Below are 21,140 nucleotides of genomic sequence, written 5' to 3' on the forward strand. Positions count from 1 at the left end.
AATTTAAACTACCAATAAGGATTTTGAACAAGGTTTGGATTCACCACCAGATTTGAGCTTCTGATCGGCCACAAGTAATCTTTCAAACCAAAAACCGGAATAAACTGTGTTGTTGGCCGGTAATAGTTTATTGCATCAGCATTGTTGATGCTCCAGCCCTGAATTGGGTTGCTTAACACTGCCTGCAGTTCTTTCCATCTTCTTAAATCCCAACCGCTCTGGCCTTCAAAACACAACTCAATTCTTCTTTCCTGGTGAATAATCTGTCTCACCCCATCTTTGGTACTATATTTATTTGGGTTTTTCGAAAAGTTTGTCCACGAGGATTGTACCCCTTGTAAACCTGCTCTTTGACGTACTTTATCGATATACGTAAACACTTCGGCAGTTGGTCCGTTCACTTCGTTTAAGGCTTCGGCATATAAAAGGTATAAACCAGCTAACCGGATTAAAGGCATACGGAATGGCGAAGATTGAAAACCATCATCGTAAACAGAAGCATAGCTTACCAGTTTTTTAGGCCAATAACCGGTTATGTTCAGCCTGATGTTATCGCTTGGAGCTGCAAAACCACTACCCCTGGCAGAAACATAATATAACGGTGCACTTGGGCTATCCTGAAAGTTACGGCCGTTACCAAACCAGATTCCTCCATCGAAAGCCATATCGGCATAGAAACGGCTTTCGCGGGCAAAATGCCCTTTAATGGTTTCGTAACCCTGCTGAATGTAGTAACGGCTGGCATTATCTCCCGCTTTAATGGTGTTGCGCCCTGCATAATCCCAGGTTTTATCTTCTGTAATGGGCACACCGTTTACAGTATAAAAAAGTTCCTGCGTGCTAATCGGAGCAGCAAAAGTAGAAGGGTTTGAAAAAATGTTCACTGCCGATTTCGCGGTTAACCTTGGCGTTGCAAAACCCTGGTAATTAAACTCAGGATTGGAAGCCCAGATAATTTCTGAGTTAAGTTCCCACCTTTCGGCTACTGCATTCTGTACATCCAGTTCTATTTTAAGCGAATCGGATAATTTACCCACTGTTGATGGTGCACTGAAAGTATATAGTTTTATGCCTTGAGCTTCGGCAGCAGTAATGGCAATTTTAGCAGCGTCGGCAGCTTTTTTCCATTTCTGCGCATCATAAGCTGCCGGGAAAAGGCTCACACCATCTTTATCTTTAAAACCTGCATAATCGGGATTACCATTAAACAAGGGACTTGCAGCTGTGGTCAAAACATCGGCTTTAACCGAAAGCGCAATTACGCTGGTAATACGACCCAATTCTGTAGCCTGGTTGCTGATTACCGCCGGCAAATCTGCCGCTGCTTCATCTAAAAGTGATACAATGTAATCAACTGTTTCATCAACCGGTACTCTTTTTACACGCACTTCGTCGGTTGAGCTGTTAATGGCCAGATTGGTTTTAACCAAGGGAATTGGCCCGTACATTTTAAATAAAACGTAATGGTAATAAGCTTTTAAAAATTTGGTTTCCGCAATCCAGCGTTTCTTTTCTGCAGCTCCCAAATCGATTGGTTTATCGATGTTTTCGAGCATAATGTTACAAATCCTGATCGAGCGCCAAAGACTGTAACTACCCTCCTGCCCATCCCAGGTATTTAAACCCGGTCTGGCCGCCGTTTGTGTTCCCCTCAAGAGGTTAAACCCTGTAGGATTAAAACCCTGAAAGTTATCGAGCGAATTTGAATAAATCAACTCTGATGAAGTGGTAAAACCAGGATTAGTGGCCATATCGTTCATGCGCTGCAAATAAGCGTAGCAAGAATACAGGTAGTTTTCGGCCTCGTTGCGGTTCCTGAAGGCATAATCTAATGTGCCAATATCATCGGGAGTTACATCGAGGTATTTTTTACAGGATGCAAAAGTGCAAAGCATTAAAAGGATGCAGCTGTATTTGAAATAAGTTTTTATCGTTTTCATTATAAGGTTACGTTAAGACCAACATTGAATACCTTTTGTATTGGATAGGCAAAACCGTTTCCACCCTGCTCGGCATCCCATAATTTGAAAGGGCTCCAGGTAAGCAGGTTTAAGCCATTGAAATAAATGCGGCAGGAATTTAACTTCATTTTGCCCGATATACGCTGTGGAAGTGTATAGCCCAACTCTACTGATTTAAGGCGTAACAAACGACCGTTTCTCATCCACCAGGTGCTGGTTTGTGCATTGTTTTCCAAATCTGCAGCATTTACAGCCAACCTAGGGTAAAGCGCATACAAATTCTGGTTTTCCGGCGACCAATGGTTATCGGCAAAATCTTTAAGTAATTGGGTATTACCTAATATGTATTGCTGGTTACTGGGCACAAACGGACTCACTTTGGTCGGATCGATAAAGAAAGTCATGCGGTCTTGCCCGGTAAAAAAGGCCGACAAATCAAAACCTTTATAAGAGGAACTAAAACCAAAGCCATACACCACTTCCGGCGATTGTGGGAAACCGATGTAAGCTTTATCAGCCTCATCTATCCTGCCATCATTATTTAAATCGCGGTATTTAATGTCGCCTGCTCTTGGTGCTTTACCATTAGGCGAGAAAATCTGCGTTGGCGAATTCTGCACCTCCTTATCGTCTACAAAAAGACGTTCCGCAATGTAACCGAAATTGCGGTTAATGGCCTGTCCGGTAGTGTAGCGGTAAGCCTCTGCCCATTGTGGTTCTTCGTAATTAAGGTATTTATTTTTAGCAAAAGTTAAATTAGAACGTAAGGCGAAAGAAAAATCGTTCACCCTGAATTTATAATCGAGCGATAAATCCATTCCCCGAGAGCGTGCCTCGCCCACGTTTGCACCTATACCCGATTCCAGGCCTAATGTAGTAGGCAAATTGGTACGTGGCATATAAATGTTGTAACGGTAATTGTTGTAAAATTCAGCAATCAGATTCAGATCTTTGAAAAGTGTAGCTTCTAGCGCCACATTGGTCTGCCTCGAAGTTTCCCAGGTTACATCTTTGTTCTCGTAATTATTAATAAATACACCATTCCGGTTCGCAGCGCCATTAAACCCGAATTGGGCATAATTTCCACCACCGTTTAAGTTAACATCCGAAATGTAGAAGAAACGCTGTGCACCAATGGCATCGTTACCTACTATACCGTAACTGGCTCTTAATTTTAAGCGGTTAACCAAATTGGCCAGTCCTCCTGTCCAGAATTTCTCGTTAGAAAGTACCCAGCCGGCACCAATGGTTGGAAAAAATCCGAAACGATGATTCTCCGAAAATCTTTCAGATCCGTTATAACCAAAGTTAGATTCGATAAAATAGCGGCTTTTATAGGAATAGGTTAAGCGACCAGCCAAACCTAAATTGCGGTAAGGAAGCGAGTTTTGCAATGAACTGGCATTGCTGTAAACAGATTGCTGTGCTGTACCAATTAAAGTACCGCTAACATTATGATTACCAAAGGCTTTATCGTAATTTAAAGATGCCTGCGCATATAAAAAGGTATTGATATTGGTACCTCCCGGATAATATGACAAATATTCCTGCGCAATATTAGGCGCACCACTCGTTACAGATGAGTTGAGCCAGCTTAACACATAAGTATTGCTCTGTTTATCATACGAACCGATGTTATAATAAAATGGAGAATAAGCACGCTGCGAATCGAAATAAGAATAGCGGTTGGTACTGAAAATGGTTTTAAAAGAAAGCCCTTCGGTAAAGAAATCGAGTTTCTGATTAAGCTCAAACTGAGCCGACATACGCGATTCGGACGAATTTTTATGCCCGCGCAACATGGCTGCATAAGGGTTATTGTCTAAAATACTGTTTTGTCCCGATCCACCCCTGTTACCAAATAAAATGTGTTGCGCATTTTGGTTGGCCGCATCGGCAGGGTAAAATGCCGGAAAAGAAACCGGGCTGGTATGCACAGCTATGTTATATAAATCAGTAGAAAAACCACCATCAGTAGCTAAAGGACCGTTATACTCGCTAAAATTACCCGATAAGCGCACCACCATTTCGGTTGTTTTACTTAAATCGATATTGATATTAGAACGCAACTGATAATTACGGAATTTGATGTTATTATCGTTGTTATTGCGCGAATCTTCTTTCAGCACACCATTATCTAAATTATACGAACCTGCAATGTAATAACGGGCAACACCGCCACCACCACTGATACCTAAATTGGCCCGTTGTGTACTGGTACGTTTTTTAAAGAGCATATCCAGCCAGTCTACCGCGGGGTAAACATATTCGTTGTACCCCGGACTTTTATTTACCGTGGCCTGTGTGTTAATAATCTGGTTCGGTGTAAACATGGGATCCATGCCCCGACCAATAGATGCTTCGTTAAAAAGCCTCATGTAAGTAATCGGATCGGCCAGTTCTAAATTTTGTACCGATTGAGAAGCCGATTGCTCTAACCTGAAACTGATTTTGGCTTTGCCCTCTTTACCTGATTTGGTAGCCACCAAAATTACACCGTTTGCACCTCTTGCTCCATATAACGCTGTGGCACTGGCATCTTTCAATATCGAAAAACTCTCGATATCATCAACCTGAAGGCGGGCCAGATCTGAACTGGTTAGCTCCACATTATCAATCAAAATCAATGGATCTCTTTTATATCCGAAAGTTGTAACCCCGCGGATAAAAAACTGCGAGTTATCCTGTCCTGGTTGTCCGCTGCGCTGGTAGCCAATTACACCCGCTATCTGACCGGAAAGTGCATTGGTTAAATTACTTGAGGGAATTTTAAGATTGCCTACTTTCACTGTGGTTACCGATCCTACCAGCGCTTCTTTGCGTTGCTTCTGACCGAGGGCAGTAATCACCACTTCTTCTGAAAGCAAATTTTCTTCTGCTAGTTTAACGTTAATCACGTTAGCTGCGCCCACAATTACACGATGCTCGCGATAGCCCACATAAGAAAAGCGCAACTGCTCGCCCGGAGCGACATCGAGTACATATTTACCGTTGTTATCGGTTTGTGTACCCACGTTTACTTTATTAACTACCGCTACGGTAACTCCCGGAAGTCCAACCCCGAGCGTATCGGTAACTTTACCTGTAATGGTTTTCTTTGCTGCCTGCGAAAAACTCTTTACAGGCATAAAAACCAGAAAAAACACAAAGATTGAGCCCGTCAATAACAATGCGTTTTTTAATCTGCCAGGTACCTGAAAGTACCCGCACAAAAACAATTGCTTCATTTGCCAATTAGCTTTTAATGAGTAAATTAAATAAGATCAAAAAAGGTAGATAAGGAATAAGTCTTTAATGGCCACTTGCCTCTGGCGGCATTTGAATTTTGGCGAATACTGGGAGTTGTTGCTCCGTTTTGAAGTAAATTGTAAATTTTCTCATATATTTTGATTTGGTTTGGTTAGCGGAAAATCAAGGGTTAAGCAAAGCATTGTAGGAGATTGAGCGGTTGCTTATCATTTCAAAGCGCTTGTGCTTATCCATGCTGGAATACAAACAACCAACTACCCTATCCTATACTATCCTATTTATTCCGTTTACAATGATAAACAAAATATTTGATATTCCAAATTTTCGAAGCTGATTCGTTCAATGGTTCACTGGCCATTAGTTCAATAGTTCCACCCTCAGCCTAAATCTTTCCGCCTGCAAAAATCCCGTCTGATAATTGGATGTTGGTCATTAGTTCAACAGTTCATTTGTTCATTAGTCTAACCCGCTTCCTAAATCTTACCACCTGCACAAATCACGTCTGATAATTGATAATTGGATATTGGTTATTAGTTCAACAGTTCATTTGTTCATTAGTCTAACCCGCTTCCTAAATCTTACCACCTGCACAAATCAAGTCTAATAATTGATTATTGGATATTGGTCATTAGTTCAACAGTTCATTTGTTCATTAGTCTAACCCGCTTCCCAAATCTTACCACCTGCAAAAATCCCGTCTGATAATTGATTATTGAACATTGGTTATTGCCAACTGATAACTAAAAACTGCCAACTGTTAACTGAAAACTGGTATCCCTTAAGCCAGCATGTAAGAAGAGAATATAAAAAACACCAAAGCCATCAGCGCAATTAAAACCACATGGTAGTAGTGCCTGCTGCGCCAGGGAATGATCTCGATCTGGTTATCGAGCACCAGGGTATAAGAATTTTGGTTAGGATACAATCTGGAAATAGCCAGCATTAGTAAAATGGTGATGATAAAAATGATGGCCAGCGTGTGGAGATAATGCAGTTGAATAGAAAATACCCATTCACTCAGTACATAACAGGTAATAAAGAACAGCATTCCGATTTTAGCGGCAATTGGCGGCATCTTTTTGGTAATAAAGCCAATAAAAATGATGGTAAAAATGGGCAAACTAAAAATGGCACTGATTTTTTGCAGGTACTCGTAAAAACCATTTCTGGAAAAAATAATAAAGGGTGCAAATGCCATGGCAAACAACGACACTGAAATCTGAAACAATCTGCCGGTGCGCAACAAGCTTTTATCAGATAATAGTTTGCCCTTTTTCTCCATGTAAGGCTTATACAAATTAAGGAGGAACAATGTGCTCGAGCTGTTTAAACCGGCATTATAAGTGGTAATGGCTGCACCAAAAAGCACGCAGGCAGAGAGCCCCATTAAAAGTGGCGGCAATACATCTTTAATAAGCAAGGGAAAAACCTGATTGGTATTGGTTAAAACCGGGTACAAATGCACAGCAATTAAGCCTGGTATATTGATCATTAAAGGACAAAGCAATTTGGCAAAACAGGTTAAAGCAATCCCTTTTTGTCCATCAGCTAAACTTCTGGCGGCCAGTACCTGCTGAATTATGTATTGCTCCATTCCCCAATAGTACAGGTTGATAATGAGCATCCCCGTAAACAAAGTAGAAAAAGGCACCGCATCCTTACTGTTCCCAATGGCATTGAGGTGTTCTTTTTTAGTGGAGAGTACGGTAGAAAGTCCGCCGAAGAAATCGCCGTGACCAAGGTAGCGTAAACCATAGTAAGGCAGTGCCACAATTAAGATAAGCATGCCTGCGCTTAACACCGTATCAGAAATGGTGATGGCCTTAAATCCGCCCAGAATGGTATAAACGGAACCAATTAGCCCCATAATCCATACAAATACCCAGATACTTTCCCAATAAGAAAGGTGCAGGCCAGAAAGATCGATCAGGTTGCTGAAAGCCACTGCCCCACCATATAACACCGATGGTAAGAGGTTAATGATGTAGCTAAACAGAAAAATAACCGAAACCAGTGTTTTGGTTTGCGGATCGTAGCGCTTTTCTAAAAAATCAGGAATGGTTCGAATACCCGTTTTAAAATATATGGGGATAAAAAATTCTGATACGATAATCATGGCCAGGATAGACGAAATGCCCCAGCCAATAACCGACATGTTATTGATGTACACCGATTCATTTTCGCCGATAAACTGGTTGGCGCTGATATTACTGAAAAACAGCGATGCCCCGATGATTATAAAACCATTGCTCCTGTTAGCAAAGAAAAAACCGGTAACAGTTGAGCGTTGACTATGGCGGGTTTTAAAGTAAGAAATTGTTGCGGCCAGAACCGTAAACAAAATGAAGCTGATAATTGCTGTCGTTCCCACGCCTTTGCTGCTAAAGTGAGTTCCTTCGGATCAGTTTATTCTCCATCACATGCTTAACCGGGTTTAAGCTCAATACAAATTCGGCAGCCAAACGTCCCATTTCGGCAAAGTCGATTGAAAACGTGGTAATTCCGTCGAAAATAATCTCTTTCACGTTATCGTCGTTATGCGAAAGAATACCCAAATCTTTGCCCACTTTAAGGCCTTTTACTTTGGTATCTTTCAGCATTTCCCACAGTTCGAGATTGTGGATGGTAAAATAAACCTTATCCGGCTCAATGCTTCCCGATTCGTAATGGTTTTTAATTACCCCATTAATGTTAAATTCCTTAACAAAACGCTTAAATGAGATCAGCACCTCGTTAGGTTCGGCTGATGAAGGTTTAAAAAAGAAAACAAATTCAGCAAATTCCTTAATACGCGGTGCCAGTTCTAAAAAAGCATTGTACGATGCGTTTTCAAATTCCTGTACAATGTAAGAATACTCCCCTTTTAACTCCACGTAACGATCTACAATCAGCAACTTTTCTTTAGGCAATTGCTCCAGCACTTCTTTGGCCTCGTTACTTTCAATCGGGGCAATTACGTACAAACCATACTGGCCCTTATTACTGTTGATGATCGATTCGAAAACATTGAAATTATTGTGGTGGAAGTATACATCAACCTGGATGTTTTCGCCTAGGTGATTGCGGAAATTCTGATAAAAGGTTTCCTGGAAGGTATCGAAGGCATAAATCAACAGGCATACTTTCAGGTGCTGTTCGGTATCGTCGGTCGCTACAAAATACCCTCTCCGGTTTTTCGACTCTACAATCCCCCTGCTAATCAACTCTTTGTAGGCTTTCCCAATCGTTTCTTTGGCATAGCCTGTTTCGCGCATCAATTCGTTAACCGATGGTAGAATATCGCCTTTGGCAATGTATTTATGGTTTAAACTGTTGATAATTCCCTGCACCAACTGTTCGTATTTCGAAAAAGCATTGATGATACTTAAATCTTTGATTTCGTTGAACAGTTTTTCCTTATTCATGCAGCGTTTTGAGATTGGTAATCGTTTTAGTTAGGGTAATTTTGCTCGAAATATAAAAATTTAATGGTGATTATCTATAAATTTTAATTCTATTCCCCTTGCCGTGGTGCCAGATGTTACCATCTGGCATTACTAAATATTAACTTTTAGTTTATCTCCTCGAAAGATCTGTCAGATGGTAACATCTGACAGCACACGAATTTAAATTTCAACTTTTAGTTTATCCCATTGGAATCTAAGGATCTGTCATATGGTAACAGCTGACAATGCACAATAAGTTCAGCGAGACGATAAACTTTATAGTATATTTGAAACGCATGAAAAAGAAAACATTTAAGATCCCACATAAAGTAATATGGCTGAGTTCTTTTTTTCTGGGGGTATTAACCTCCATCCCCAAAATTGCCGAACATCGCTTTAATGTTTACGAAGCCATTGCCGATGCAACCGTAACCTTTCTTTTTGCCGTACTCATCTGGTATTACAACGTATTCACCTTGCCAGCTTACACCTCGCGCGACGTAGCCAGCGGTTTTTCAATGATGCGGCTCATTAAAGGACTTTTCTTCGGGATATTGTTAATGTTTTTACTGTCATGCCTGCAGCAATATTTACTCAGCTCCATTCATTTTGGTCCGGTAATGCTCATGTTTGAAGTAAGGGGAATTCTGGTAAACATCACTTTTTACATGTTCCTGAACCTGCTTTATCAAAATTACCAAAACCAGCAGGTGGGGATCGAACTCGAGCGTACCAAAGCCGATAACCTGGGTGCCCAGTATGAGCTGCTTAAACAACAGGTTAATCCGCATTTTCTGTTCAACAGCCTCAATACGCTGAAATACATGGTTGAAAGCAGCGATAAGCACAGCGTAGAATTCATATTGAAACTTTCTGATTTTTACCGCTTTACCCTCGAAAGCCGCAAACATGACCTCATAAAACTTTCAGAAGAACTCGATATTTTAGCCGCTTACCTGTTTTTACTGAAAGCGCGTTTCGAAGCAGGTATCGAGTTGAGCATTGATATTGATAAAAGCTACCAGCAGTCGCTCATTCCACCTTTTACCCTGCAGCTTTTGATCGAAAACTGCATTAAACACAACGTGGTTTCGCTATACAAACCCCTGCACATTAAGTTATATGTTGAAGATGATTTTATTGTGGTAGAGAATAAAATCCAGCCCAAACGCACGCCTGAGGCATCAACCGGAATTGGCCTCGAAAACATTAATCAGCGTTACAGCCATTTACTTAACAAAGAGATTATTATTACCAAAACAGACACCCATTTTAGTATAAAACTTCCCCTTATACATGAAGATTATCATCATTGAAGACGAGTTGAAGGCCGCGAAGTCTTTAGCCAGCCTCATTAATAAAATACGTCCGAAAGCACAGGTAGTGGCCAACCTGCAAAGTATTGACGATGCCATACACTATTTCACTGAAAATGAGCATCCCGACCTGATATTTATGGATATCCAGCTATCAGACGGCCTTTCGTTTGAAATTTTTCAATCGGTAAAAATCAGTTGTCCGGTAATTTTTTGTACCGCTTATGGCGAGTATGCCATGGATGCCATTAAAGCGAATGGTATTGATTACCTGCTGAAACCTTTTTCGCAGGAGGATTTGGAGAAGGCCTTTGAAAAGGTAGATCAGTTTCAGAATTTCTTTCAGCAAAACCAGTTACCCGATATGGATGAACTACTGAAAAGGATTGGCCCAAATGAGAGCAAAAAGAGTTTTCTGGTATTTAAACACAATAAGTACACTACAGTACCCACTGAGCAGATTGCGTTTTTTTACATCCGCAACGAATCGCCTACCATTATGACGTTGAAAGAGGAAGAATATACCCTGAACCAATCGATGGATACCATACAAGGGCAGCTTTCGGCTTTGCAGTTTTTCAGACTCAACCGCCAGTACATTGTTAATTTTAGTGCCATTAAAGAAGTAGAGCACTATTTCGATCGTAAACTATTTGTTAAACTGGTCATTCCCTCACCCGAAAAATTGCTGATTGGAAAAGAAAAAACTACTGCTTTTTTAAACTGGCTGGAGAACAGGTAATTATTTAGAAAACTGCTGCTCCAGAATATGCCTGATTTCCTCCCGAACTTCCTTTTGTTCGCTGGTTTCATTGGCAATTATGGGCAACGGGAGGCTCCTTTGCCTGTTGCAGATATCGAACATTACAACCGATAATGCCGCCATGCAGCATAAGGTAACATCGGGGTTTAAAGTTAAATTGATCATCTTCTGATAAAAAAGCGGAGGCAGATTTAAACGTCTCCCTCCGCGGTTAAAATGTTATACTAAGTTAATTTCGACCGGGATATTGCCTTTAGTGGCTTTTGAGTACGGACAGGTTTGATGTGCAGTATCGGTTAACAATCTGGCTTCCTCTGTCGATAAACCAGGTAAGCTCACATTTAACCTGGCTTGCAAACTGTAAGCACCATCAGTTACGCAAAGATCAACCTCTGCATCAACTGCTAAACCGGCAGGAAGTGTAATTTTGTGTTTTGCCGCAGCCAAACCAATTGCACCGATAAAACATGCCGACCAGCCTGCCGCAAACAGCTGTTCGGGGTTGGTGCCTTTACCGTTCGAACCTGGCGAAGAAAGTGCGATTTCTAATTTCCCATCATTACTTTTTGCGTTGCCATCTCTGCCACCAGTAGTGTGTGTTTTGCCTGTATAGAGTACTTTTTTGTTTGAAGCCACAGTTGGGTTTCCGTTTTGATTATTTTCCATTTTATTGTGTTTTTTAAATTTGTTATTCAAAATTATTGTCTGATGAGTGATTAAACGACCTTAATCCGGCGACCTGGACAGATTAACTGCTGAGCCGGACATTTATAGGCTTGAGTTTTTTGGGTTTACTTTTCTCCATCCAACAGGAGGCCATTTTTCTTTTTCCTGGATATTTCCAGCACCATTTCGCACTGTTGTACATTTCTTTCGAATGGTGGAGTAAGCAGAAATAACATGGAGAGCATTGAAGCGAGTGTCAGCATAAATTTGCTGTGCCTTTTTTGTGGTGTATTTTCCATAATGGTAATTATTAGTGATGTAAGGTGTTATCAGCATTTTGTTCAAACCTGGTCGCTTTTGTAGCAGCCACAAGTTGTCCGCTGTTTTGATTTTGGAGCAAACCAATAATTTCCCAGTCTTTTTCATTGTAGCCTTTTGGTAATGAAAGGGAAACTGCTCCAGTTCCATCGGCACTAAGCTTTTGAGTTTGTAACTGGCGTACAATCTGCACGTGCGAGAGGGTTCTGCCTTCGTTTTCGCCTCGTGCTACCCGGATACTGGCCGCTTTTTGCACTACTGCGATTAACAGGTTACTGCCTTTTGTTGCGCCAGATGTTTGATAATGCACTTTAAAATTCTGCCCGGTTTGGTGCCATTGAAGCTTAACTTCTGCCGTTGATTGTGTACCCAACTGGGTTGAAATGGCATTGCGGATACTGCCTTCTTCCGAGCCAATAAATTCGTTTGCACCATTAACAATAACCTGCGGTGTATAAATTTGTGGCAAGCCCAACCACTGGCCATATTTTGCCTGTCTTTTAGCATATTCGGGATTACCAAAGGTGTCTTTCCAGCCTAAGCGGTCGAAATAATCGACATGATAAGCAAGTACAAACAAATCTTTTCCGGCCGATTCTTTTTCCAGTTTAGCCATCAGTTCATCGGCAGGCGGGCAGCTCGAGCAACCTTCTGAAGTAAATAATTCGACCACGGCAAAGCCTTTTCCGGGCTTGCTAACAGGGGTATTTTTTAATGGAGCTTTATACATAGCTGCGAAAGCCGTAATGGAAAGGGTAATAACGAGGAAGAAATTTGCTAACCATAAAATTTTTGTTGTTTTCATAATATTGTGTTTTTTGTTGCTCAAAATTATTTCAAAAAACGCCCCTGGAAGAGCAGAAAACGGGTTAACCGGACGTAATCAAACTTGAAATAGGAAATGGAGGGATTGAAATGGACAAGTACATTTGGAGGCTATCAAATTCATCCCCCTACCCCCTTCGAAGGGGGACAAGATTAACCCGGCATCCCCCTGCCGTCATGCTGAACTTGTTTCAGCATCTCTCCTGTTACACCATAATATCAATACCACTCTATTCATCCCCCTGCCCCCTTCAAAGGGGGACGAGATTAACCCGGCATCCCCGCCGTCATGCTGAACTTGTTTCAACATCTCTCCTGTTGTACCATAATCTCAATGCCACTCAGTTCATCCCCCTGCCCCCTTCGAAGGGGGACAAGATTATCCCGGCATCCCCCGCCGTCATGCTGAACTTCCGCCTGGCTGGTCGGACGGGTGTTTCAGCATCTCTCCTGTTACACCATAATATCAATACCACTCTATTCATCCCCCTGCCTCCTTCAAAGGAAGACAAGAATAACGCAATTCAATAAACCGTAACTTTTTTCGTTTTAACTTAAAGATGGGAACCGCTGGTGTAACAACAGGAAGGTTAAGCTGTCTAAAACTTTTAACTACCACAAAATGTTTAACTAAAAAACAAAAGAAAAACGACATGGGAATTTTAAAAACAGCAATTATTGGTGCCGCGGTTTATGCAGGCGTGAAATATATTACCAAGAAAGACCCTATTACGGGCCAATCGATAGTAGACGATTTAATGAACAAAGCCCCTCAATGGGCAGATAAAGCAAAAGATTACACTCAGGATCTGAAATCGAGGCTTAGCAATGCAGCCGAAGATTTGGCCAGATGAATACCGGTAAAAAGAAAGGAACCTGAACAGGTTTACCTTTTTCTTTGATCGTTAAAAAAACAAAAAGTCCCGATTAAAAACCGGGACTTTTTTTTGATAAGTATCAGATGGTAACATCTGACAGCACTTTAAACCACAGATAAAAAGGATGCACACAGATATAATCCATGTTCATCTGTGTGCATCCGTGGTTAATCGTTTTTAACTTAATGGCATGGTACCACAGCATTAAAAAGCATCAAACCACAGTTTGGTGGTTAATAAATCGGCACCCTGACTGCTTACCGCATTTTTATAATTTTGGCCGTTTAGCGATTGCTCAGTGCCGGGATAAATAAAACGTACCGGGATTTTACCACTTAACACGGTATTTACAGAAGCGGTTAACTGTGGATAATCCAACCTGCGTTGCTCTGCCCAGGCTTCCAACCCCTGACCAAATAAGGCAATCCATTTTTGCTCGCCGATAGATTTTTTAAAGTTCGCAGCGTCATATTGTACTGTGGCTTGATTGATATAAGTATCAACTGCTGTTCCGCTGAGGTTGTATTGCGCAAATGATGCCCGGATGGCTTGTTTATATAAATCTTCGGCATTTTCGGTTGTAAAACCACGCGCAGCAGCTTCAGCGCGATCGAAAAGTAATTCGGCATAACTAAAAATTACTGCAGGTGCTTTGGCATCGAGAAAATAAGTGCCTGGTTTTGATGAATTGGCCAAACCTATAGCACTTGCCTCTGAGTTGGTAGACCCATTGGGAATACCAACATAAGTTTGCGGCGTAGTATTTTCCGTTTTGCTGGCATAAACTGGTAATCTCGGATCGTTTAGGGCAAAAAGTTTGTCTACTATGGTTTTGCTGATCCGGTAATCGTTCCGCGTTTCGAACGACGCTGCAACGGGATTTTGCTGAGGCGAGACATCGTACTTTAATTGCGCATTTTCTGCATTACTGCTAATGTAAGCTCCTCCTTCTGCCTGTAATTCATCAATAACCTGTTTCGCTTTGGTTGCATCCTTATCCGCAATACGTAAGGCAATGCGTAATCGTAGTGCATTGGTAAATTTCTTCCACGATGCGATGTTATTACCATATATTACATCGCCGGCAATGGCTTTTGAAGCAGGATCAAGTGCTGCCTGCGCAGCTTTCAAATCGCTTAAAATGCCATAATACACATCTTTTTGTTTATCGTAAACCGGTGTAACGAATTGTTTAATTTTTCCGGCCTGCGAATAGGGTATATCGCCATAAGCATCGGTAAGCAATAAAAACACCCACGAACGCAACACCAAACCTACACCTTTATAGTTCGGATTGCCTTGAGCATCCCCCTGCTCGATAATTTTATTAAAACCTGCAATACTTTGCGCATAACCGGTAGACCACAGCGCAGTAAAGCTGCTGTTAGAGAAGATAAATCGATCTTCTTCGGTGTACTGCACTTTAGCCCACTGCTGGGCAAAAAGTAAGCTCGAATTCATGTTGTTGGTTACGCCCCAATAGGTATCAACCGTGGTTTTGGTAGTTCCGGTAAGTAAATAATCAGGTTGCGCAACCTCAGGTGCATTCGGGTTAATATTGATCTCATCGAGCTCCTTTTTGCAGGATGAAAATGCAAGGACCAAAAAGGCCAGTATATAGAGTTTATTATTTTTCATGATGGGCATAATTAAAATTTAACATTCAGGTTAATACCATAACTGCGGGTACTTGGGTTAGAAAGGCTTTCCAATCCCTGACCATTCCCGGTATTAAAAGCCACTTCGGGATCAATATCAACGGTATTGCGGTGAATAATCCACAGGTTACGGCCAACCAGCGATACCGATACGCCCTGTAAACTTAGCGGACGCAACCATTTGGCAGGCAGGTTATAGCTGAGTTTCACTTCGCGGAGCTTAACATAAGAAGCACTGAAAATATTGGCTTCATCGATATTTCTGAATGATTTGTAATACTGCTGGGCTGGTAATATCTTGTCGTTACGTTTGCCATCGGCCGTTACGCCATCAAAAATAATCCCGTCATCGTACACGGTTTCGCCTGCCGGAGCAGCTCCGTTTAAGCGCACGGTTCCTTTTGTTTTATCGTTGCCCGGATAATAATATGAAATGCCGCCATATTCGGCTGCCCTACCCGGCAAAGTAGAAGCTAAAACACCGGTATAGGTACCTGTGGCATAAGTACCGTTATAAATAGAACCTCCAATACTGGCATCAACCAATACGCCTAAACTAATACCCTTGTAAGTAAAGGTATTATACACGCCACCAATCCAATCTGGCGTATATTTACCCAGTACTTGCTTGGTAGGGTTAGTGGCAGGTGCACCCGTAGCATTTACAATGATATTTCCGTTGCCATCTCTTAAAAACGCGGTGCCAAATAACGAACCGTAAGGTTGGCCTACGGTTGCAATTACTTGCGCCGAGTTAGAAGCAACTACATAATTGGTCAGCAATTTTTCGGCATCGAGTTCAATTACCCTGCTCCTGTTTGCTGCAAAATTGAAATCAACATCCCATGTAAAGGCTTTTTTAACCGGCGTAATGCCCAATTGCGCTTCAATACCTTTGTTATTGATTTTTCCTGCGTTAAGCAATTTAGAACTGAAACCAGTACTCTGACTTACATCGGCTGCCAAAATCTGGTTGTAACTATTGGTATTGTAAGCACTTAAATCGAAACGCAACCTTTTGTTAAAGAATACGGCCTCAACACCCAATTCGGTAGAAGTGGTGGTTTCGGGTTTCAGGTTAGGATTCAGATCGATAGCTCCCGTTGTAAGCTGTGGATTTCCATAAAATGGCGCACCGAAAACATACGTATTAATTAAGCGGTAAGGATCTGCATCTTTACCTACTTTAGACCAACCGCCACGTACTTTTAGGTAGTTAAGGGCTTCACTTTTAATATCAAAGGCTTCTGTTGCTACAAAACTTCCGTTAAACGAAGGATAAAAATACGATCTGTTCTGCGCAGGCAAGGTAGATGACCAATCGTTACGGGCAGTAATGTTGGCAAAAAGGTAATTTCTGAAACCCAGTTGTCCCGATGCATATATACTATACGATTTTAAGCGCGACAGGTTATTGGATGATACCAAAGGATCGCGCGAGTTTTTGAGCGTATACAATCCGGCAATCGCCAGTTTAGGTGCACTTTGATCGTTTTGCTCGATATATTGCCTGCGGATATTCCCCCCACCCAATAACTCGAGGCTAAAATCATCATTCAGCTGTTTGTTAAAGTTTAAAGTTGCGTCGGTATTGTTTTCGTTAACCGTAAATGCACTTTCGGTATATGAGCCAAATGGCGTTCCGTTGGTACCGTAGGCGATGCGCACTTTACGCCTGTCGTTATAATAATCTGTTCCCGATCTGAAATTTAAATCCAGTCCGTCAATAATTTTATAATTCAGGGCTAAACTACCAATAATGCGGTTCCGGTTTTGCGATACCGTATTCTCATAAGCTACCCAATATGGATTGCTGTAATAGCTGTTGTTCCAGTTAAACGTTTTTCCATTCTCATCCAGATAATTTTTAAGCTGGTTAATATCAACCTGACGGCCAAACCAGGTAAACTGCAACATGGTGCTAGTAGAACGCGAACCACCTGTTCCCGGCAGGTTATCAGAATTCAGTTTGCTGTAATTGGCATTAGCAGTTAAAGTTAATTCTGGGGTGATTTTAAGGCTGGTATTCAACACAAACGAATTTTTACCCTGCCCTGAGTTAGGTACAATACCCACCTGTTTTAAATTGTTGTAAGAAATTCTGTAATCGTATTTTTCGCCGGCATCAGCCACAGATACCCCGTTGTTTAACGAATAACCGGTCTGGAAAAAATCGCGCACATTATCAGGGTGCGCCTCGAAAGGAACGGCCACACCTTTCGAGAAAAACTGCGGAATTAAACGACCATCCAGTTTAGGTCCCCAGCTCTCATCTACCCCATCATTTAAACCTTTACCAGCACCATCTACATAGCTAAACTTACCTTCAGAACCCTGACCAAAAGCATTTTGATATACCGGAAGGGTAAGCAATGTTTCTAAAACAGCATTCGAGTTCACAGCAATACCTAATCCTTTTTTCGATTTACCGGTTTTGGTTTTGATGATGATTACCCCTGCTGCAGCGCGGGAACCGTATAAAGCTGCTGCATTTGGCCCTTTTAATACACTCATCGATTCAATATCCTCCGGATTAATATCCGAAATGGTATTGGCATAATCTCTGGCACCGGCTGAGTTTAACTGCGAGTTATCTACCGGAATACCATCTACCACAAATAAGGGCTGGTTATTACCTGCGATAGAAGTTTCGCCCCTGATAACCACGCGCGAGGAACCCATGCTTCCCTGACTATTAGTTACCCGAACACCGGCAATTTTACCCGCAAGCGCATTAACCAGGTTCGATTCTTTGGCTTCGGCCACCCGATCGCCTTTCAATTCCTGAACGGCATAACCAAGTGATTTTTTCTCCCTCGAAATGCCGAGAGCAGTAACCACAACTTCATCAAGGGCATTATCGCTCGATTGAAGGATTACCGAAATTGGTCCGTTTTTACTGATTTGTATCTCTTGTGTTTTAAAACCGATATATGAGAACACGAGGGTATTTTTTTCGGGTGCATTAATACTAAAAGCGCCCTTGCCATCGGTAATGGTGGTCTGTTTGGTTTCTTTGATCAAAACAGAAACGCCGGGCAGTGTTTCGCCATCAGCCGATTTTACCGTACCGGTAACTACCACATTTTGCGCCAGTAGCTGCTGCGCCGTAAAGAGCAGCAAAATAAAGGCTATTGATTTAATTTTCTTGAACATGTTGTGTGTAATAATTAGTTAATAGGGATAATAATTTGGGCAATACTTTTCCACCACGGCTATAAACCGCGTTTTGTTGAAACAGGAAAGGATTGGTTAGCTTGGAAGCCCGTTAAAATGAATGCATCTTAACAGGGCATGCGCATTCGGAAATACGCCGTTTGGTTTAAATAAATAGATTTTAGTACTTGTCTTTTTTTCATCTGGAAATGATCTTTAATAAATAAGTTAACCTAAAAAAGCCTGGCACAAAAAAAGCACCTCTACCAAAGTCAGAAGTGCTCCATATGAATAAGGATAACGCAAACTGCCGACTTAACTAGCCCGGATTCATCCGGGATGGAATTAGCACCATTTCTAAAATTTAGCTGGTTGCTAAGGTTTCACAGGGCCATTCCCTCCGCCTTTCTTGATAAGCATTTTAAAATAACTGAGGCAAAGGTATAATTAAATCTAGTAATCCTATAGTTTTTATATTTATTTTATCAAATATTTTTTCTTGCCAGATATGAGCCGTATATTTGTCGACTAATTTAGTCGATTAAAATACATCCCCATGAATTTGAAATCCATTTTCACAGCCGTTTTGGCCATATCAACCTCTATAACCTTTGCACAAGATGAAACCGTATTTGCAAACCATAACACCGCAAAGACCGGAAAAGAAAAACAGCATGCTTTTGTTGCATTGGGCAGCTGGCGCGCAGTAGCCCAGGTAAAAGAAGGGCTCGAAATTCCTTTCAATTTCGAAATCAACGAAAAAAGTGGTCAGCAGAAATTATATTTCCGCAATGCCGAAGAAAGCTTTGAAGGCGGCCTGGTGAAACAAACCGCCGATTCGCTTTTTGTAAAACTGGATCAGTTTGATAATGAACTTGCCTTTGCCATAACCGGCGACCAGTTAACAGGTACCTTAAGAAAACAAGGGCAGGCTGGCAAACCTTTAGCTATTGTAGCCGAACGCAAAAACTACCGTTTCGAAACCAGCGGTAAACCCGCAACTGCTGATTATTCGGGCAGCTACGATGTGGTTTTTAAATCGCCAACCGGCAAAGAAGAAAAAACAGTAGGTTTATTTAAGCAAACCGGCAACAAACTTACCGGCACTTTTTTACGCGTAACCGGCGATTCGCGCTTCCTGGAAGGCGTAGTAGAAGGTAACCAGTTTCAATTATCGAGTTTTATTGGCTCCTCTCCAGCTTACTACAAAGGTACATTTCAACCTGATGGTACCTTAAGCGGTGAGATTTTAGGTTCCAGGGGAAGTCAGCCCTTTACAGGGGTTAAAAATGCCAATGCTACCCTACCCGATGCCTATAAACTTACCTACCTCAAACCGGGCTACAAAACCCTCGATTTTAGCTTTCCGGATGTAAATGGTAAAAAGATTTCGCTTAAAGACGACAAGTATAAAAATAAGGTGGTTATTTTAACCATTACAGGCAGCTGGTGCCCTAATTGTGTAGATGAAGCTACCTTTATTGCCCCATGGTATAAAGCTAACCAAAAACGCGGTGTAGAAGTTATTGCGCTACATTACGAACGCTCTACCGAGCCCGAATATGCTAAAAAAGTAATGAGCCGTTTCCGTGAGCGTTTCGGTATTGAATACGATCAGGTGATTGCCGGTACTGCCGATAAACAGGTAGTTTCTGAATCATTACCCGCCTTAGATTCATTTTTATCGTTTCCAACAACCATTATTATCGATAAACAAGGCAATGTAGCACAAATCCATACCGGTTTTAATGGTCCGGCTACCGGAAAGTTCTACGATGAATTTAAGAAAGAATTTAACGACGAGATTAACAGCTTATTAAAGAAATAAGCATAGCTTAAACCTTTGTCGGGCCACTAAGCTGTAGCCACCATCTTTTTATAATCGCGCGGGGTTACCCCTTTTGCTTCTTTAAAAAAACGGTTAAAATTAGAAAGGCTGTTAAAACCACATTCGTAAGCCAGGTTACCGATTTGCCTTTCGCCATCGGTAATCAGCTTGCAGGCATGGCCAATGCGTACTTCGTTTACAAACTCAACAAAGGTTTTTTGGGTACGACTTTTAAAATAGCGGCAAAAAGCCTGTTTATTCATGTTAATCAGTGCGGCCACATCATCCAGCTGCATATCGGTAGCAAAATTTTCAAATACATATTTAAATACCTTATCCATCCTGTCGTTATCTTTTAACTGGTAGGTATTGGTATAGCCCTGACTTGCCAGTAAATGGTATTCTTTGGTATGACTCAATACCTCGAGTATTTTAAAGAGCGAGATCATTTTCGGGAAATCTTCTTCTTCTTTAACCAACTGCACCAGTAGTTTTTTTAACTGCGATTTGGTTTCTCCATAAAATTTCATTCCCCTGCCGGCAATCTGCAACACGGTTTTCATTTTCTGCATATTGCCCAGTTGCTCCAGCAAGCCAACCAGCTTATCCGGATTAAAAAATACCGATATAGAGCGGGCGTGTTTCTGGTTTACCTTATCGTCAAAGTAAGCTTCGCTGTTGTACCACACATGCGGGATATTAGATCCAAGCAGGATCAGTTCGCCTTTTTCGAAATTTTCAATGCTATCGCCAATAATCCGCTTCCCCTCACTCTCTACCATATAAGTAATCTGGCATTCGACATGGAAATGAAAAGCAGTAGAAAAATAAGGCTGGTCTATTACCTTCGTTTTAAAAACTTCGTTATCCAAACCTTCCAGTATTTTGGCAAAAACCGGTTTCATAGGCGTATTTTTATATCATTTATATTTGGTTACAGGCCCATATCACGCTCAGGTGGTGGTATCAGGCTTTGATCAAATATACGCTACATTATCAAAATAAAACAAAAAAAACCTTAATACTTGCTAAAATAACATCAAATTTAGCAAACAGAGCTTTAGAATTTAGGTTTTCATCCGCCTAACTTTGAGTAA

At 41.5% G+C, this 21,140-nt stretch carries 15 protein-coding genes and 1 riboswitch; of the genes, 4 read left to right on the forward strand and 11 right to left on the reverse strand.

Annotated features, from left to right (window positions below):
- Nucleotides 1–8: 8 nt before the first annotated feature.
- The 4 genes from BLR37_RS02125 to BLR37_RS02140 all read right to left on the reverse strand — a co-directional run bounded on the left by BLR37_RS02125 (nt 9) and on the right by BLR37_RS02140 (nt 8,614).
- Nucleotides 9–1,940: a RagB/SusD family nutrient uptake outer membrane protein gene (locus BLR37_RS02125; protein ID WP_167356532.1), complete on the reverse strand. Its 1,932-nt coding sequence runs from the start codon at nt 1,938–1,940 to the stop codon at nt 9–11.
- Nucleotides 1,940–5,125 carry a SusC/RagA family TonB-linked outer membrane protein gene (locus BLR37_RS02130; RefSeq protein WP_244154573.1) on the reverse strand — a complete coding sequence of 1,062 codons (3,186 nt, stop codon included), beginning with the start codon at nt 5,123–5,125 and terminating at the stop codon, nt 1,940–1,942. The genes BLR37_RS02125 and BLR37_RS02130 overlap by 1 nt, the downstream gene beginning before the upstream one ends.
- A gap of 863 nt (nt 5,126–5,988) precedes the next feature.
- On the reverse strand, nt 5,989–7,581 hold the full coding sequence (locus BLR37_RS02135) for a solute:sodium symporter family transporter (protein WP_090763960.1): 1,593 nt from the start codon (nt 7,579–7,581) through the stop codon (nt 5,989–5,991).
- Between the two features lie 10 nt (nt 7,582–7,591).
- The gene (locus BLR37_RS02140) at nt 7,592–8,614 is read right to left on the reverse strand and encodes a GntR family transcriptional regulator (protein WP_090763963.1); all 1,023 of its coding nucleotides are present in this window, start codon (nt 8,612–8,614) and stop codon (nt 7,592–7,594) included.
- Nucleotides 8,615–8,931: 317 nt separating this feature from the next.
- Between BLR37_RS02140 and BLR37_RS02145 the strand changes: the two genes are divergently transcribed.
- Nucleotides 8,932–9,951, forward strand: a complete 1,020-nt coding sequence (locus tag BLR37_RS02145; protein WP_090763965.1) for a sensor histidine kinase — start codon at nt 8,932–8,934, stop codon at nt 9,949–9,951.
- Nucleotides 9,932–10,693, forward strand: coding sequence for a LytR/AlgR family response regulator transcription factor (locus BLR37_RS02150; RefSeq protein WP_090763968.1), 762 nt, complete (start codon nt 9,932–9,934; stop codon nt 10,691–10,693). Before BLR37_RS02145 ends, BLR37_RS02150 begins: the two co-directional genes overlap by 20 nt.
- Here the strand turns inward: BLR37_RS02150 and BLR37_RS02155 are convergent, their stop codons facing one another.
- From BLR37_RS02155 to BLR37_RS02165, 4 genes are all read right to left on the reverse strand, one after another.
- Nucleotides 10,694–10,879, reverse strand: a complete 186-nt coding sequence (locus tag BLR37_RS02155; protein ID WP_090763970.1) for a hypothetical protein — start codon at nt 10,877–10,879, stop codon at nt 10,694–10,696.
- 54 nt (nt 10,880–10,933) lie between these two features.
- Complete coding sequence (locus tag BLR37_RS02160; RefSeq protein WP_208599583.1) at nt 10,934–11,380, reverse strand: organic hydroperoxide resistance protein; 447 nt, start codon at nt 11,378–11,380, stop codon at nt 10,934–10,936.
- Nucleotides 11,381–11,505: 125 nt separating this feature from the next.
- On the reverse strand, nt 11,506–11,679 hold the full coding sequence (locus tag BLR37_RS25205; protein ID WP_167356533.1) for a hypothetical protein: 174 nt from the start codon (nt 11,677–11,679) through the stop codon (nt 11,506–11,508).
- Between the two features lie 11 nt (nt 11,680–11,690).
- Entirely contained in the window at nt 11,691–12,503 is an 813-nt protein-coding gene (locus BLR37_RS02165; protein WP_090763973.1) for a DUF1223 domain-containing protein, read from the reverse strand.
- Between the two features lie 673 nt (nt 12,504–13,176).
- Between BLR37_RS02165 and BLR37_RS02170 the strand changes: the two genes are divergently transcribed.
- On the forward strand, nt 13,177–13,377 hold the full coding sequence (locus tag BLR37_RS02170) for a hypothetical protein (protein WP_090764851.1): 201 nt from the start codon (nt 13,177–13,179) through the stop codon (nt 13,375–13,377).
- A 228-nt stretch (nt 13,378–13,605) separates the two neighbouring features.
- Here the strand turns inward: BLR37_RS02170 and BLR37_RS02175 are convergent, their stop codons facing one another.
- Complete coding sequence (locus BLR37_RS02175) at nt 13,606–15,039, reverse strand: SusD/RagB family nutrient-binding outer membrane lipoprotein (RefSeq protein ID WP_090764853.1); 1,434 nt, start codon at nt 15,037–15,039, stop codon at nt 13,606–13,608.
- Between the two features lie 11 nt (nt 15,040–15,050).
- A complete protein-coding gene (locus BLR37_RS02180; RefSeq protein WP_090763976.1) occupies nt 15,051–18,215 on the reverse strand; it encodes a SusC/RagA family TonB-linked outer membrane protein in 3,165 nt (1,054 codons plus the stop codon).
- A 312-nt stretch (nt 18,216–18,527) separates the two neighbouring features.
- Nucleotides 18,528–18,634: riboswitch (SAM riboswitch) on the reverse strand.
- A gap of 137 nt (nt 18,635–18,771) precedes the next feature.
- Between BLR37_RS02180 and BLR37_RS02185 the strand changes: the two genes are divergently transcribed.
- The gene (locus tag BLR37_RS02185) at nt 18,772–20,043 is read left to right on the forward strand and encodes a peroxiredoxin family protein (RefSeq protein ID WP_090763979.1); all 1,272 of its coding nucleotides are present in this window, start codon (nt 18,772–18,774) and stop codon (nt 20,041–20,043) included.
- A 26-nt stretch (nt 20,044–20,069) separates the two neighbouring features.
- Here BLR37_RS02185 and BLR37_RS02190 read toward each other — a convergent pair whose 3' ends face one another.
- Nucleotides 20,070–20,948 (reverse strand): AraC family transcriptional regulator, encoded by an 879-nt coding sequence (locus tag BLR37_RS02190; protein WP_039476542.1) that lies wholly within the window; start codon nt 20,946–20,948, stop codon nt 20,070–20,072.
- Between the last annotated feature and the right edge of the window lie 192 nt (nt 20,949–21,140).

Origin of the sequence: Pedobacter soli (assembly GCF_900101435.1) — a bacterium.
Lineage (GTDB): Bacteria > Bacteroidota > Bacteroidia > Sphingobacteriales > Sphingobacteriaceae > Pedobacter > Pedobacter soli.

Bases quoted from the DNA above. Each gene is read 5' to 3' on its own strand.
- BLR37_RS02125 (WP_167356532.1), bottom strand. From the start codon at position 1,940: ATGAAAACGATAAAAACTTATTTCAAATACAGCTGCATCCTTTTAATG.
- BLR37_RS02140 (WP_090763963.1), bottom strand. From the start codon at position 8,614: ATGAATAAGGAAAAACTGTTCAACGAAATCAAAGATTTAAGTATCATC.
- BLR37_RS02145 (WP_090763965.1), top strand. From the start codon at position 8,932: ATGAAAAAGAAAACATTTAAGATCCCACATAAAGTAATATGGCTGAGT.
- BLR37_RS02150 (WP_090763968.1), top strand. From the start codon at position 9,932: ATGAAGATTATCATCATTGAAGACGAGTTGAAGGCCGCGAAGTCTTTA.
- BLR37_RS02155 (WP_090763970.1), bottom strand. From the start codon at position 10,879: ATGATCAATTTAACTTTAAACCCCGATGTTACCTTATGCTGCATGGCG.
- BLR37_RS02160 (WP_208599583.1), bottom strand. From the start codon at position 11,380: ATGGAAAATAATCAAAACGGAAACCCAACTGTGGCTTCAAACAAAAAA.
- BLR37_RS25205 (WP_167356533.1), bottom strand. From the start codon at position 11,679: ATGGAAAATACACCACAAAAAAGGCACAGCAAATTTATGCTGACACTC.
- BLR37_RS02165 (WP_090763973.1), bottom strand. From the start codon at position 12,503: ATGAAAACAACAAAAATTTTATGGTTAGCAAATTTCTTCCTCGTTATT.
- BLR37_RS02170 (WP_090764851.1), top strand. From the start codon at position 13,177: ATGGGAATTTTAAAAACAGCAATTATTGGTGCCGCGGTTTATGCAGGC.
- BLR37_RS02175 (WP_090764853.1), bottom strand. From the start codon at position 15,039: ATGAAAAATAATAAACTCTATATACTGGCCTTTTTGGTCCTTGCATTT.
- BLR37_RS02180 (WP_090763976.1), bottom strand. From the start codon at position 18,215: ATGTTCAAGAAAATTAAATCAATAGCCTTTATTTTGCTGCTCTTTACG.
- BLR37_RS02185 (WP_090763979.1), top strand. From the start codon at position 18,772: ATGAATTTGAAATCCATTTTCACAGCCGTTTTGGCCATATCAACCTCT.
- BLR37_RS02190 (WP_039476542.1), bottom strand. From the start codon at position 20,948: ATGAAACCGGTTTTTGCCAAAATACTGGAAGGTTTGGATAACGAAGTT.